The sequence below is a fragment of the Stanieria cyanosphaera PCC 7437 genome (assembly GCF_000317575.1).
Lineage (GTDB): Bacteria > Cyanobacteriota > Cyanobacteriia > Cyanobacteriales > Xenococcaceae > Stanieria > Stanieria cyanosphaera.
On record NC_019748.1, the window covers coordinates 154,868 to 170,162 of the forward strand.

Genomic DNA, 15,295 nt, shown 5'->3' on the forward strand with positions numbered 1-15,295 from the left:
ATGAATAGATTTAACTTTCAAGTATTTAAAAGGTTTTGGGCGATCGCAAAACTTTATTGGTTTGGCAATGAAAAAAAAGGAGCTTGGACTCTACTCGGTTTATTATTTATTTTATTAATTGCCTATACATTACTAAGTGTTAAATTAACTGAAGAGCAAGGCAATATTATTTCTTCTCTTTCGGCAAAAAGTCCAGAGAGATTTTGGACAACGATTAAAATATTTTTAGGAATACTAATTGTATATGTACCTTTATTTGCGGGTTTTAATTACGTTCAATATAGATTAGGTAATTATTGGCGTAGATGGCTGACCCAAAATTTTTTAGGACGTTATTTTAGTAATCGAGCTTTTTATGAATTAGGTAATTTTAATACAAATATTGATAATCCTGATCAACGTATTTCTGAAGATATTAAAGGTTTTACTCAAGATTCTTTAGTATTTTTATTAGTAATTATTAACTCAATTTTTCAAGTAGCAGCTTTTAGTTTTGTCCTTTGGAAAATTTCACCAAATTTAGTTTGGCTACTAGTTGGATATGCTTTGGTTGGTACAATTTTTGCTACAGGAGTGTTTGGCAAAAAACTAGTTAAAGTTAATTTTGATCAACTTAAAAAAGAAGCTAATTTTCGTTTTGGTCTAGTTCGGATTCGAGAAAATTCTGAATCAATTGCTTTTTATCAAGGAGAAAATCAAGAAAATAATAAATTAAAACAAATCTTTCATGAGGTTTTTGAAAACTTTAATTTACTGATTCTATGGCAAGAATTATATTTTGGTTTATTTGTCAACACTTATGAATTTATTCCTTATATTATTCCTGCGATCGTAGTTGCTCCTAGTGTTTTTGATGGTACTTTTGAAGTAGGTAAAGTCACCGAAGCTCAAATTGCTTTTGCTAGAGTTTTTGCTTCTTTAAATATTATTGTTAGTCGTTTTCAATCCTTGACTGCTTTTGTCGCTGGAATTGATCGCTTATCTTCTTTGGATGAATATCTCAATCGTCTTGAACACAAAACTACTCGACGAGAACGCCCCACTATCGATACAGTTGAAGATGGTCGTTTAGCCATTCAACGTCTAACTTTACAAACACCCAATTATCAAAAAACCCTCGTCCGCAATCTTTCCTTCGCCCTCGAACCAAGAACAGGATTACTAATTATGGGATCGAGTGGCTGTGGTAAAAGTTCCTTATTAAGAGCGATCGCAGGGTTGTGGAATTCTGGCACAGGAGTAATTACTCGTCCTCATTTAGCCCAAATGCTGTTTTTGCCACAAAAACCCTACATGATCCTAGGAACTCTGCGCAATCAGTTGATTTATCCTCAAGCTGAGTTGTCTATAGAAGACCAACAACTATATCATGTTCTAGAACAAGTGAATTTAGCCGATTTAGCCGACCGATTTGGTGGATTAAACGCCGAACAAGATTGGGGAGATGTTTTATCTTTAGGAGAACAACAAAGATTAGCTTTTGCTCGCATCCTGATTAACAAGCCAAAATACACCATTTTGGACGAAGCTACTAGCGCGTTAGATCTGAAAAACGAAGAAAATCTTTACAATCATTTGAAAAAAAGCGAAACTACGTTTATCAGTGTGGGTCATCGTTCTACTTTACTCAAATATCATAAATTAGTCTTAAAAATCGAGAATAGCGAACAATGGCAACTCGAACAAGTCACTTAATCAAACTGTGACGGGAGTAGCAAACCGAATTTCTGTATTGTTATATTCGGGAAGCCAACCCTCAGTAGTGGTGAAATACCGTACTGCTTTAATTTTTGATTGTTTAGTTAAATAAAACCAATGTTGTGTTCCTGCGGGTACGTTAATATATTCTTCTGGTTGGATGGTTAATTCTACTTGCGAACCATCAGGAAGAACAAACCCAAACACACCTTCGCCAGCAACAATGTAGCGGACTTCATCATCAGCATGAGTGTGACAGCGATTAAATTTAGATAATAAGGTATCCAGGTTAGGCGTATCAGGATTGAGAACAATCAAATCGCGAGCTTGATAACCAGCAGTTTGTTTTAATTGCTCAAAATAATGGTCTAAAGCTTGTAAAACTGCTTCTTTTTGGCTTTCTGTTAGACTATCTTGGGCTAGAAGACGGTTGAGTTGAGAATCATCACCGACAGTCCAATAATTTAACTCAATATTAAGGGGAGCAAGTTTTTGAGCAATATCTTCTAGTTGAGTATAAGTTGTGCCATTTTCTAAACGCAATACTGCCATAGTTCTCTCCACAAGTTATTTATAACCAAATAAAGGTTAGGCATAACCCAACCTCTTTCTAATTGTCAGGAAAATAAATTTAAATTGCAACTTAATCGGGCAAAAGACCTTTTTCTGCCAACCACTGCTGATTATACAATCGCGATTGATAACGACTGCCACCATCACACAAAACAGTTACAATCGTATGACCAGGCCCTATTTGTTTGGCTAAAGCTACCGCAGCAGCAACGTTAATTCCTACCGAACCCCCCATAAATAAACCATCTTGACGAAGTAATTGATAAAGAACTCTCACACATTCCTGGTCGTCAACTTGAATGGCATCGTCCATTGGTGCGCCTTCCATATTAGCCGTAACGCGACTGTTACCAATTCCTTCAGTAATTGAGTTACCTTCGGTTTTAATTTCTCCTGTTTTTACATAGCTATACAGTCCGCTACCCATAGGATCGGCTACTACGCATCGAATCTCGGGATTTTGATCTTTGAGAAACATCGCTACCCCAGCATAAGTGCCACCTGTACCTGTAGCTGTTACCCAAGCATCAATTTTGCCATCGGTTTGTTCCCAGATTTCTTTACCAGTGGTTTCATAATGTGCCTGGCGATTGGCTAAATTATCAAATTGATTAGCCCAGATAGCGTTATCCATCTCTGCTGCCAAACGTCCTGAAAGTTTGACATAGTTATTTGGATTTTTATAAGGTACGGCGGGAACAGTACGAACCTCAGCCCCCAAAGTTCTTAATGTATCTATTTTTTCTTGAGATTGAGTTTCAGGAATAATAATTAAACACTTGTATCCTTTAGCATTACAAATATGTGCCAAGCCAATTCCTGTATTACCAGCCGTTCCTTCGACAACTGTTCCTCCAGGCTTTAATAATTCTTTTTGTTCGGCATCTTCAATAATATATAAAGCAGCCCTATCTTTAACTGAACCTCCAGGATTAAGGAATTCTGCTTTACCAAGAATTTCACAACCTGTTGCTTCACTAAAGCTGTTTAAGCGAATTAAAGGTGTATTGCCAACTGTACCTACAAAACCGTCTTTAATATCCATTTTAATTAATCATGCTTTTACCGATCTAGATTAGCGGTAACTAGGTATTAATTTTTCAAAAGAGATCTTTCAAAAGATTTTCCTTTTAACATTCGATTCCAATACAAATAGGGCAAACCGTATTTTTTCAACAGCCACATACTGTATCTTTCTTTAGCGGGATCGAGAGGAAAGGTAGGACTAGGATTCTTATCATAATCAAATTCGGCAAAAATTACCTTGCCATAGCCAGTAATTAGGGGACAACAGGCATAACCATCGTATTGTTTATCCAAAGATTGAGAAGCCATTACTGAGAGTAAATTTTGAACTAAAACAGGGGCTTCTGCACGTACCGCAGCAGCAGTTTTAGAAGTAGGCAAAGAAGAAGCATCACCCAAAGAAAAGACATTAGGATAAGTTTTATGTTGCAAACTGTATTTATCTACGTCTACCCAACCATCGCCATCAGCTAATTTACTATTTTTAATAAAATCTGGCGCACTCATCGGAGGCGTAACGTGAATCAGATCGTATTTAATTGTTACGTCTGCAATACCTTCAGCAGTGGTGACAGTAAAAATGGCTTCTTTAGTATCAGCTTTGATCGCTTTAAGATTGTGATTAGTTTTGAGTTCGATATCTTTGCGATTGACTACTTCCATTAAAGGTTTAGCATAGGCAGGCACACCAAAAATACCTCCTGCTGCTGTGCAATAAATAATCTTAGATTTGTTACGTATTCCTTGATCGCGAAAAGTATCATCAGCTAGATACATAATTTTTTGAGGCGCGCCAGCACATTTGATCTGAGTGTTGGGATAGGTAAAGATGGCTGTACCGCCTTGGAAATTGCTAATCATCTCCCAGGTTTTTGGAGCTTGTTCGTAGGCATAATTGCTACAAACTCCATTTTTACCCAATGCATCTGGTAAACCTTCAACTAGATGCCAGTCGATTTGAATTCCTGGACATACTACCAAATAATCGTAGGTAATTTTAGTACCGTTTTGAGTAATTACTGCATTGTTGTCAGGGTCTAAATTTTGACAATAATCTTTAATCCAAGTAGCTTGGGAAGGAATAACTTCTTTTTCTAGTTTAACCGTAGCTTCTGCTTGATAAGCACCACCACCAACTAAAGTCCAAGCTGGTTGATAGTAATGTTTGTCTGAAGGTTCGATCAGGGCAAGCTCTAAATTTTGGTTAGCTGCCAACAGTTGAGAAGCAACTGTAATTCCTGCTGCGCCTCCGCCAATGATGACAATTTGATGATGAATTTCTTTGGTTGTGGTTGACATAATTAATAATTGCGATCGCAATATCTAACAAAACTTAAGCTATCCAAAAGCCTATTTAAAACAATAATTACTGAACTAGGTAATCAACAGAAAGGTTCAAACAATCTTTAGACTTACTGTGTATTAACCCAATTCAGTAACGCTAACCACTTAACTAAACTTAATTACAAATTAGGGAGTAGCTATATTTTGTTCTTTCCCTATCTTCAGTAACACTCCTTTTATTTATCAGGTTGAGGAGTCATCCGTAAATAAGGTTTGATTTCAGTTACTCCTTTGGGGAATTTTTGTTTAGCTTCTTCGGTAGGAATAGAAGGCGCAACTACAACATCATCACCCTCTTTCCAGTTGACAGGAGTAGCAACAGAGTATTTATCAGTCAGTTGTAAAGAGTCAATCACTCTTAAAATTTCTTCAAAGTTTCGTCCAGTGCTAGGTGGATAAGTAATAGTCAAACGTAACTTTTTATCTGGGTCAATTACAAATACTGTTCTAACCGTTACTTTAGCATTAGCATTTGGGTGAATCATGTCATAAAGGTCAGAAACCTTTTGATTTTCATCAGCTAAAATTGGATAGTTAACAGTAGTATTTTGAGTTTCGTTGATATCACCAATCCAACCTTGATGAGAATCTACACCATCAACACTTAAAGCAATTACTTTGACATTGCGCTGATCAAATTCTGGTTTGAGTTTAGAAACTTCCCCTAATTCGGTGGTGCAAACAGGGGTATAATCGGCTGGGTGAGAAAATAGCACTACCCAACTATCTCCAGCCCATTCGTAGAAAGAAATATCTCCCATATTGGAAGCTTGAGTAAAATCAGGTACTGTATCGCCTAATCTAAGAGCTACCATTTGAAATTCCTCGTGTATTATCTGAGCAATTTTTTATCTTCCCATAAAACCATCTTGGTAAACTTTTGATAGAAACTTTTGATGGAAATAATTTAATCAAAACTACACCAATACACTTTTACTAATCCAAACAATAGATCAGCTTTTGATATTTGCTTGCTTGAGTAAAGACAAAAAAAATTGTTGACTCATCAGTGGTGGGAAATAATTAGTTACAGTTGAATTAATTAGAGAAGTAAACTTTCAGTCTTTTAGCCCACCTTGATAAGATAAAGAAAAAATATATTTAATCAAGTTAGTTCTCGGTAACGCGATCGCAGGTAACTGTCAAAAGTTGGTAATTTTTTAGTCAATAGTTACTGAGAAACGTTAACATAAATTAACAATAGTGAATTGATTTAAATATGGATTAATCACTTTCCCATAACTAAAAGCAATTTTAAGCTAGGAGAGGTAATGGCTAGAGATAACTAGACAGCCTCAAATAAATAGATAAAATTTATTTTCAACCGTAGGAGACTCCCAGAGTGACCAAAAACAATAACAAAAAGTGGCGCAATGCTGGACTATATGTACTACTCGCAGTAGTAGTAGTAGCTCTTGGTACTGCCTTTTTAGATAAACAACCTCAAAGTAGACAAACTTGGAAATATAGTAAATTTATTAACGAAGTTGAAACAGGCAACGTAGAAAGCGTCAAAATCAGTGCAGACCGCACTAGAGCAGTAGTGATTGGTCAAGAAGGCAATCCTATTGTGGTTAATCTACCCAACGATCCTCAATTAATCGATATCCTCAGTCAAAAAGGAGTAGATATTGCGGTTCTACCTCAAAGTGATGAAGGATTTTGGTTTAGAGCTTTAAGTAGTCTGTTTTTCCCTATTTTATTGTTAGTTGGTTTATTTTTCTTGCTCAGAAGAGCGCAAAGCGGTCCTGGTTCTCAAGCAATGAACTTTGGTAAATCAAAAGCTAGAGTTCAAATGGAACCTCAAACCCAAGTTACTTTTGGTGATGTAGCTGGCATCGAACAAGCCAAACTAGAATTAACTGAAGTAGTCGATTTCCTCAAAAATGCAGACCGTTTTACGGCAATTGGAGCAAAAATTCCCAAAGGGGTTTTATTAGTAGGCCCTCCTGGAACTGGTAAAACTTTACTTGCTAAAGCAGTAGCAGGAGAAGCAGGAGTACCTTTCTTTAGTATTTCTGGTTCTGAATTTGTGGAAATGTTTGTTGGGGTCGGTGCATCCCGTGTCCGTGATTTATTCGAGCAAGCTAAAGCTAACGCTCCTTGTATTGTTTTTATCGATGAGATTGATGCTGTTGGTCGTCAGCGTGGTGCTGGTTTAGGTGGTGGTAATGATGAGCGAGAACAAACACTCAACCAGCTATTAACCGAAATGGATGGTTTTGAAGGCAATACAGGAATCATCATCATCGCTGCGACTAACCGTCCTGATGTATTGGATGCTGCGTTGTTGCGTCCTGGACGTTTTGACCGTCAAGTAGTTGTAGACCGTCCCGACTATGCAGGTCGTCAAGAAATCCTTAAAGTCCACGCTCGTGGTAAGAGTTTAGCTCAAGACGTAGATTTAGATAAAATTGCCCGTCGTACTCCTGGTTTTACTGGTGCTGACTTATCCAATCTCCTCAATGAAGCTGCGATCTTAGCTGCACGTCGTAATTTAACTGAAATCTCCATGGATGAGATTAACGATGCGATCGACCGCGTTTTAGCTGGGCCAGAGAAGAAAAACCGTGTTATGAGCGAAAAACGCAAGGAATTAGTCGCTTATCACGAAGCTGGTCACGCTTTAGTTGGTGCATTAATGCCAGATTATGACCCAGTTCAAAAAATTAGTATTATTCCTCGTGGACGTGCTGGTGGTTTAACTTGGTTTACTCCTAGTGAAGACCGCATGGAGTCTGGTTTGTATTCTCGCTCTTACTTACAAAACCAAATGGCCGTAGCTTTAGGTGGTCGTATTGCTGAAGAAATTATCTTTGGTGAAGAAGAAGTCACTACAGGTGCATCTAACGACTTACAACAAGTAACCAGAGTTGCTCGTCAGATGGTCACTCGTTTTGGCATGAGCGATCGCTTGGGACCTGTTGCGTTAGGTCGTCAAAGTGGGAATGTTTTCCTCGGACGTGATATTGCTTCTGACCGAGATTTCTCTGATGAAACCGCAGCAGCTATTGATGAAGAAGTACGTAACCTAGTCGATCAAGCTTATCGTCGCGCTAAAGAAGTATTAGTTGGTAATCGTCACATTCTTGATAAATTAGCAGATATGCTAGTAGAAAAAGAAACTGTAGACTCAGAAGAATTTCAAGATTTGTTGGCTAACAATGATGTCAAAATGGCAGCTTTAGCTTAACCGCAAAATCTAATTAAAAATAATTAATCCAAGCAGCATCAAAAGATGCTGTTTTTTTTGTCAAATTTGGCAAACAGCATCAAAAAATTCGGATCCAATTGAAAGCGTAAAAAAAAGAATGAATCAAAAGTCATCGCAGTCAATTAGCTTAACCAGATCTGCCGATGATTTGGTAATACTTCATGATAATTTAAAGGTTATTAAGCAATGTCGAAGGTACTCCGTTTCGCCAAGACATCATCAATGAGTGGTTGACAAAAAAATGAGATTGAAACTGAAGAAAAAAAAACTCAAATAGTTCACACATTAGATGAACACCAAAAAAACTTGGTTTCAACTTCCTAAGATTTGAGATAAAACAATTCAGAGCAGGTAAATACCACTCTGGCAAAAAAAAATTTACAATAATTAAACCATTAATCAGGATAGATAGTTAATTGTGGGAAAGCCAAAAGCAGGCATCGTCTACAACGATATCAAACCCATAGCTTGTAAAGTTGCTTCAGATTTAGAAAAAACGCTGATTGCGAAAGGTTGGCAAGTTTGTTTAGCTTCAGGTATTGGAGGAATTCTTGAATACTCTACTCCAGGTAGTCCTGTTTGTCATACGCGGATTGAACAGTTAAGACCAGCTAATTTTGACCAAGATGTTGCTTTTGCTATAGTTTTAGGCGGAGATGGTACTGTTTTATCGGCTTTTCGGCAACTTGCTCCATCTGGAATTCCTATACTTTCCGTCAATACAGGTCATATGGGTTTTTTGACTGAGACTTATCTCAATCACCTACCTCAAGCTTTGGAAAAACTGTTAACGCAAGATTACGAAATTGAAGAGCGTTCAATGCTAGCAGTTAGAGTATTTCGTAATGAGGCTTTATTATGGGAAGCTCTGTGTTTAAATGAAATGGTGCTTCATCGTGAACCTTTGACCAGTATGTGTCATTTTGAAATTCAAATTGGTCGGCACGCGCCTATAGATATTGCAGCAGATGGGATTATTATTTCTACTCCTACTGGTTCTACTGCTTATTCTCTTAGTGCTGGCGGTCCGGTAGTCACACCAGAAGTACCAGTGTTGCAACTAGCTCCAATTTGTCCTCATTCTTTGGCATCGAGAGCTTTAGTTTTTTCAGACCAAGAAGTAGTTAATGTTTTTCCTGCCACTCCTAATCGAATGGTGATGGTAGTAGATGGCAATGGCGGTTGTTATATTTTGCCAGATGATCGCATTTGTATTGAAAAATCAGTTTATTCGGCTCGATTTATTCGTTTACAACCACCAGAATTTTTTCGTATCCTTAGAGAAAAGTTAGGTTGGGGATTGCCTCATATTGCTAAACCTACTTCTGTGGAACTTCCTTAATCGATTAATGGTCATTAAAATAACTTCCTACAGTACTTATGGTTACTAGCAGCGTCGTCACAGCTTCTAACTCCTGCATTTTAATTCTTGCTGATGATGTTCTTGCTCAACAAATTAGCATGGATTTGCAGGCAGTAGGTTACATTTGTGAAAAGGAGTCAAATCATACCAAACTGTTGTCCAGATTTCAAGAATTAGCTCCTGCTATGGTTGTCATCGATCAGAGTTGGGCGAATAATTCTGGTTTACTTTGTTGTCGTCAATTAAGAAATTTGGGTAGTCGAATTCCAATTTTAATCTTGATCGAAGAAGAAATTGTTGAAGAAAGAGTTGCTTGTTTAGAAGCTGGTGCAGACGACTATATTTTAAAACCATATAATCGAGAGAGTTTACTAGATTTAATTTCTCTGTATTTAAAAACAGAAGTTAATTTCCAAGAACAACTACGTTTTGCCGATTTAATTTTAGATTTGACTACACGTAGAGTGATTAAAGGCGGTCAGCCCGAAGGGCTGGCGCAGAAACCTCGCACTATCGATCTAACAATGAAGGAGTTTGAGTTACTTAAGTATTTGATGTCTAATCCTCGTAAAGTACTTACTAGAGAAGAAATTATTGAAAATGTCTGGGGTTACGATTACCGAGGTGAATCAAATGTCATTGAGGTTTATATTCGTTATTTACGACTCAAGATTGAAACCGAAGGACAAAAACGGTTGATTCAAACTGTTAGAGGTGTAGGTTATGTGTTGAGAGAACCTTAAATAATTAAATCTGAGAGGAATTGTTATCATTTATCAAATGAACAGGAAAAATAGTTGGGTAGTTTTTTTACTGATTGGCGTTTTATTCAATTCTGGTGCTGTTATTTTATCTAGCACTTTACTAGCAACAGCCTCGGCTTCTGAATCTCAACCTCAAGGACAAATTTTACCTATTGCAGCCAAAACTAACATTAAAGGACAAATTATTGAATTAGAAGTAGCTCAAACTCCCGAACAACAAGCTACAGGATTGATGTTTCGCGATTCCTTACCAGATAATAGAGGAATGCTTTTTTCTTTCGATACACCACAAGTTACCAGCTTTTGGATGAAAAATGTCAGCATTTCTTTGGATATGATTTTTTTATATCAAGGAAAAGTTAAAGCGATCGCTGCTAATGTTCCTCCTTGTACTACTAATCCTTGTCCTGTTTATGGCCCAAAAACTATCATCGATCAAGTTATTGAGTTACGAGGCGGTCGAGCTAAAGAATTAGGTTTAAAAGTTAACGATTTGGTGCAAATAGAATTTTTAGCTCAATCCTCAGAACATTAAGTTTTAAATTAACAATTAACTATCAACTAATATTCATCTTCTACTTCTTGATAAATATCTTTTAAAGATTGATTTTCGTATAATTCTTGAAGATTTTGATGTTTTTGTTTGCGAGAAGAACGACGGTATTTTTTTGTTTCTAATTTAGGTTCGTATTGACGTTTACCATCTCGTTTCATTTTTAACTTTAAACTTGATTCTTCATCAGGGGTTTTTTGTTGTTCGGCTTGATGAGCGATCGCTTCTTCTAAAAATTTGAGATAATATTCATAACGTTCCCAGTCTCCCCTCACCGCACAGTTAGGTTCATCTCGATGCAAACAATTACTAAACTGGCAGCTTTGTTGAGCTAATCTAACTCTAGCTTCAGGAAAATAACTAATTAAATCGCTTGGTTGACAATTTAAAGATGGTTGATTAAATCCTGGACTATCTGCCAATAAACCACCTCCAGGAAGTTCAAATAATTCGACGTGACGAGTAGTATGACGACCTCGTTGCAATTTACCCGATACTTCCCCTACTCTCAAATCAATCGAAGGGATTAAATAGTTAATTAAACTAGATTTACCTACTCCACTAGGACCTGCAACTACCGTAATTTTGTTCTGTAAATGATGGTAGAGCAACTCGATCCCTTGCTGCTTCACTACACTAATAAACAAGGGAGCGTAACCCCATTTTTGTAAACCTATTTGCCATTTTTGTTGTTCTTGGTGAGAAATTAGATCGCTTTTATTCAAACACAAACATAAATCTAAACCAGTCGACTCTGCTTTGACTAAAAAACGACTTAATTGCCAAGGGTCTAAACCAGGTTCTTCTAGTGCAAAAACTAACAGAATTTGGTCTACATTAGCAACTGGCGGACGTTGTAATTCCGTTTTTCGTGGTAAAACTTCAGCGATCGCTCCTCGTCGGTCTAACCAATCAGGCTCTTCAACTACAACGAGATCGCCTACCATCACCTTTTGACCAATTTTCTTAAGACGAGTTCTGCGAGTACATAGAAGAGCTAAATCATCAGTTGGTAAGAAATTCAAACCGCTCATTTCTACTGGTTGTTGTAACCGTACTTGATAAAAATTAGCTTGTACGGCGACTACTGTTCCCAGTAGTTCTGAATTTATCATGTTCTTCTTTCCTTGCTGATACTTATCTCTCCATTGTTTAAAGCGATGTTGGACGACGAATTAACAAAGAGAAAAACTCTTGACGGGGTTCAATCGACTCTAGTTGATAACCTTCCATAACCAGACTATCTGGTACTTGTTCTACTGGTTCGCCTGGATCTAGCCATACCTCCAGCAAAGAATTAGGAGGCATTTGTTCTAATTTCAATTTAGTGCGAACAAAATTAATTGGACAAGGTGTACCCCGTAAATCCAGATGAGCATCAGCTATGAAGGACTGATTTTCATTGTTATTGTTTTGAATAGGTGGAGAGTCGCTCATTTGTGAAACAATCCTCCTAAAAACCCCTCAATACCACCTTTTCCCGTATGTTCCCCTTTAATCTTAGCTAGTTTTTCTAGTAATTCCCTTTCTTCTGCATTAATTTTAGTGGGAATCCCTACTTTGATCGTAATTAGATGATCGCCTCGACTAACGGAATTACCTAATTTAGGTACTCCTTTATTTTCCAGAGTCAAAACGGTATCTGGTTGTGTTCCTGAAGGAATAGTTAATTCTTCTTTGCCATCGACTGTATTAACTTCCAGACGACATCCTAAAATTGCTTGCAGATAACTAATCGTAATCGTAGATTTAATATTAATTCCTTCTCTGGTAAATTCTCGATCCGATTCCACAAACAGATAAACATATAAATCTCCAGGAGTTCCACCTCTCACTCCAGCATCTCCTTCTGAAGATACTCGCAGTCGGGTTCCGTTATCTACGCCTGGAGGAATAGTAATTTTAAGCTTTTTAGTTTCTTGCTTACGACCAGCACCACCACAAGCTTCACATTTCTCCTCAATTACTTCACCCGTCCCGTTGCAAGTAGGACAAACAGAAACTTGAGCAAACGAGCCAAACGGAGTTCTAGTAGCACGACGAACTTGACCACTACCATTACAAGTATTACAAGTATGCGCTCCAGTTCCAGGTTTAGCACCAGTTCCCTCACAAACTTGGCAACTTTCTAGGTGAGGAATGCGAATTTGCTTTTCACCACCAAAAACTGCTTCGCGAAATTCAAGTTTTAAATCTAGCCTGAGATCATCTCCTCGTACAGGGCCACTGCGACGACGGGAAGTAGTACCACTACCCATCCCACCAAAACCACTAAAAATTGTCTCAAAGATATCTGCAAAACCACCTATATCACCATAGTCAAACCCCACTCCTCCAGCACCAGAAGCAACTCCCGCTTCTCCAAAGCGATCGTATCTAGAACGAGTTTCTGGCTCAGATAAAACTTCATAAGCGCGATTAATCTCTTTAAATCGTTCCTCTGCTCCTGCTTCTTTATTAACATCTGGATGATATTTCCGAGCGAGGCGACGATAAGCACGCTTTATTTCTTCTTTGCTTGCATCGCGGGATATGCCAAGAATTTGATAATAGTCGCCTGCCATAAATTTCTAGATTTTAATTCTTTATTTGAGTTTTGAAGTTAATTAATCGTACTTTAGCAAAATCAGGACAAGAAAACACTATCTAATCCTAAAGCATAATAGTTTAATCGACCGATTCAAAATCTTCTATACTAGATTCGATTCCGTATTCTATCTCATCAAGATTAGCAAGTTTGGCATTTTGATCGACACTTACTACTAAAGCTTTATTGTGTTCTTCTTCTAAAACATCAATTTGAGTTTCTGCACTCGCTATTTGAGGTTCTCTAGATGATTTTTCATTATATGGTTGACCTTGATTAACATTGCTTTGTTGATAAACATCGGTACCCACTTCTAAAAGAGTTTGTTGTAACAATTCCAATAAATTCTTCACCTCGTCAATGCTAGAAGTTGAACTCTTAAATGCTATTGCCAATTGCGCTTTTTGTTGCTGAATTTTGGCTTTCAGTTCGGAACGAATTACATTTCCTCTTTCTTTAAGAGTTAATTCGTAGTTATACAATAAATTATCTGCTTGATTTTTTAACTCAATTAACTCCATGCGACGAAGATCTTGTTCGGCGTATTTTTCTGCGTCGCGACGCATCTTTTCTACTTCATCTGAAGTTAGTCCACCAGTGTTGGTAATTGTAATGCTTTGTTGCCTTTTTGTGCCTTTATCTTCAGCAGATACATTTAAAATTCCATTGACATCGATTTCAAAACTAACTTCGATTTGGGGTAAGCCTCGGGGAGCTACGGGAATACCTGTTAATAAAAATTTTCCCAAGCTAATATTGTCTTTTGCTAAAGCCCTTTCTCCCTGTAAAACATGAATTTCTACTGAAGTTTGTCCATCTGTAGCAGTGGAAAAAATTTGCGATTTACTGGTTGGTACAGTCGTATTTCTATCAATAATTTTAGTGAAGACTTCTCCTAAAGTTTCAATTCCTAACGATAAAGGAGTAACATCTAATAGCAGAACATCTTCAATTTCTCCTCCTAAAACTCCACCTTGAATTGCTGCGCCTAAGGCAACAGCTTCATCGGGATTGATTGAACGATCTATTTGAACTTGTTTAAAAATAGTTTGAATTGCTTTTTGAACTGCAGGAATTCTGGTTGATCCTCCTACTAAAATAACTCGGTCAATTTCATCTGGAGATAGTTCTGAATCTTTAAGTGCTTGTTGAACTGGTTCAATCGTTTTATCAATTAATGAACGAGCTAGTTCTTCAAATTGAGCGCGACTCAATTCCATTTCTAAGTGTTTAGGACCACTTTCGTTAGCAGTAATAAAAGGAAGATTAATCGAGGTGGTTAAAGTTGAAGAGAGTTCAATTTTTGCTTTTTCTGCTGCTTCGCGTAGACGCTGCAAAGCCATTTTATCTGTTCTTAGGTCGATTTTTTCTTGAGCATAAAAAGCTTTGATCATCCAACGCACGATGACGTTATCAAAATCATCACCACCTAAATGATTATTACCATGAGTAGCTTTTACTTCAAAAACACCGTTGCCTAATTGCAAAATAGAAACATCAAAAGTTCCACCACCAAGGTCAAATACCAAAATATTTTGTTCTTGGCTTTGTTTTTCCAATCCATAGGCTAACGCAGCAGCAGTAGGCTCGTTAATAATTCTCAATACTTCCAGTCCAGCAATTGTACCTGCGTCTTTAGTTGCTTGTCTTTGAGCATCAGTGAAATAAGCTGGTACAGTAATGACAACTTGAGTTACTGTTTCGCCCAAAAAGCTTTCTGCATCAGCTTTCAGCTTCTGTAAGATCATTGCTGAAATTTCTTGTGGTGTGTATTGACGACCTTGCAGTTCTACATCTACCGTACTATCGCGACCTTGAACACATTTGTAGGCAACTCTAGAACGCTCTGCTTCTGTTTCATCCCAACGTCTGCCAATAAACCTCTTAATACTATTGACAGTATTAGTTGCATTTGTAACTGATTGTCGTTTAGCTAATTGACCAACTAAACGAGTATTTCCTTTGGCAAAGGCGACCATACTGGGAGTGGTACGCCCGCCTTCTGAATTAGTTACTACTATTGGTTTGCCTCCCTCAAGAACAGCAACGCAACTGTTGGTAGTTCCTAAGTCAATACCGATAACTTTTGCCATAGTGTTTGGGCAGTAAAATTGTCCATAGCAGTTTAGTTAGATGATTTTGACTGTAGCCTTTAATTTAGTTATTTCATTGG

13 protein-coding genes are annotated in these 15,295 nt (G+C 37.5%); 5 read left to right on the forward strand and 8 right to left on the reverse strand.

Going from position 1 to position 15,295, the window contains the following annotated elements:
• A complete protein-coding gene (locus tag STA7437_RS00685) occupies window positions 1–1,695 on the forward strand; it encodes an ABC transporter ATP-binding protein/permease (protein ID WP_041619060.1) in 1,695 nt (564 codons plus the stop codon).
• On the opposite strand, the gene STA7437_RS00690 is transcribed toward STA7437_RS00685, so the two are convergent.
• From STA7437_RS00690 to STA7437_RS00705, 4 genes are all read right to left on the reverse strand, one after another.
• Window positions 1,696–2,250 carry a 1,2-dihydroxy-3-keto-5-methylthiopentene dioxygenase gene (locus STA7437_RS00690; RefSeq protein WP_015191435.1) on the reverse strand — a complete coding sequence of 185 codons (555 nt, stop codon included), beginning with the start codon at window positions 2,248–2,250 and terminating at the stop codon, window positions 1,696–1,698.
• Between the two features lie 91 nt (window positions 2,251–2,341).
• Window positions 2,342–3,316, reverse strand: coding sequence for a cysteine synthase A (locus STA7437_RS00695; protein ID WP_015191436.1), 975 nt, complete (start codon window positions 3,314–3,316; stop codon window positions 2,342–2,344).
• Between the two features lie 47 nt (window positions 3,317–3,363).
• Window positions 3,364–4,596, reverse strand: coding sequence for an NAD(P)/FAD-dependent oxidoreductase (locus STA7437_RS00700; protein ID WP_015191437.1), 1,233 nt, complete (start codon window positions 4,594–4,596; stop codon window positions 3,364–3,366).
• Between the two features lie 221 nt (window positions 4,597–4,817).
• Window positions 4,818–5,456 carry a peroxiredoxin gene (locus STA7437_RS00705; protein WP_015191438.1) on the reverse strand — a complete coding sequence of 213 codons (639 nt, stop codon included), beginning with the start codon at window positions 5,454–5,456 and terminating at the stop codon, window positions 4,818–4,820.
• A gap of 527 nt (window positions 5,457–5,983) precedes the next feature.
• Between STA7437_RS00705 and ftsH3 the strand changes: the two genes are divergently transcribed.
• The 4 genes from ftsH3 (at window position 5,984) to STA7437_RS00725 (ending at window position 10,517) form a co-directional block, all read left to right on the forward strand.
• A complete protein-coding gene (gene ftsH3 / locus STA7437_RS00710; RefSeq protein WP_015191439.1) occupies window positions 5,984–7,834 on the forward strand; it encodes an ATP-dependent zinc metalloprotease FtsH3 in 1,851 nt (616 codons plus the stop codon).
• A 439-nt stretch (window positions 7,835–8,273) separates the two neighbouring features.
• Window positions 8,274–9,197, forward strand: coding sequence for an NAD(+) kinase (locus STA7437_RS00715; RefSeq protein ID WP_015191440.1), 924 nt, complete (start codon window positions 8,274–8,276; stop codon window positions 9,195–9,197).
• Window positions 9,198–9,235: 38 nt separating this feature from the next.
• Complete coding sequence (nblR, locus tag STA7437_RS00720; RefSeq protein ID WP_015191441.1) at window positions 9,236–9,961, forward strand: response regulator transcription factor NblR; 726 nt, start codon at window positions 9,236–9,238, stop codon at window positions 9,959–9,961.
• A 37-nt stretch (window positions 9,962–9,998) separates the two neighbouring features.
• Window positions 9,999–10,517, forward strand: coding sequence for a DUF192 domain-containing protein (locus STA7437_RS00725; protein WP_015191442.1), 519 nt, complete (start codon window positions 9,999–10,001; stop codon window positions 10,515–10,517).
• Window positions 10,518–10,543: 26 nt separating this feature from the next.
• On the opposite strand, the gene rsgA is transcribed toward STA7437_RS00725, so the two are convergent.
• The 4 genes from rsgA to dnaK form a co-directional block, all read right to left on the reverse strand.
• Entirely contained in the window at window positions 10,544–11,650 is a 1,107-nt protein-coding gene (gene rsgA, locus STA7437_RS00730; RefSeq protein ID WP_015191443.1) for a small ribosomal subunit biogenesis GTPase RsgA, read from the reverse strand.
• 37 nt (window positions 11,651–11,687) lie between these two features.
• Window positions 11,688–11,972 carry a sulfurtransferase TusA family protein gene (locus STA7437_RS00735; protein ID WP_015191444.1) on the reverse strand — a complete coding sequence of 95 codons (285 nt, stop codon included), beginning with the start codon at window positions 11,970–11,972 and terminating at the stop codon, window positions 11,688–11,690.
• Window positions 11,969–13,099 (reverse strand): molecular chaperone DnaJ, encoded by a 1,131-nt coding sequence (gene dnaJ / locus STA7437_RS00740; protein ID WP_015191445.1) that lies wholly within the window; start codon window positions 13,097–13,099, stop codon window positions 11,969–11,971. Before dnaJ ends, STA7437_RS00735 begins: the two co-directional genes overlap by 4 nt.
• 103 nt (window positions 13,100–13,202) lie before the next feature.
• A complete protein-coding gene (gene dnaK / locus STA7437_RS00745) occupies window positions 13,203–15,215 on the reverse strand; it encodes a molecular chaperone DnaK (protein ID WP_015191446.1) in 2,013 nt (670 codons plus the stop codon).
• Between the last annotated feature and the right edge of the window lie 80 nt (window positions 15,216–15,295).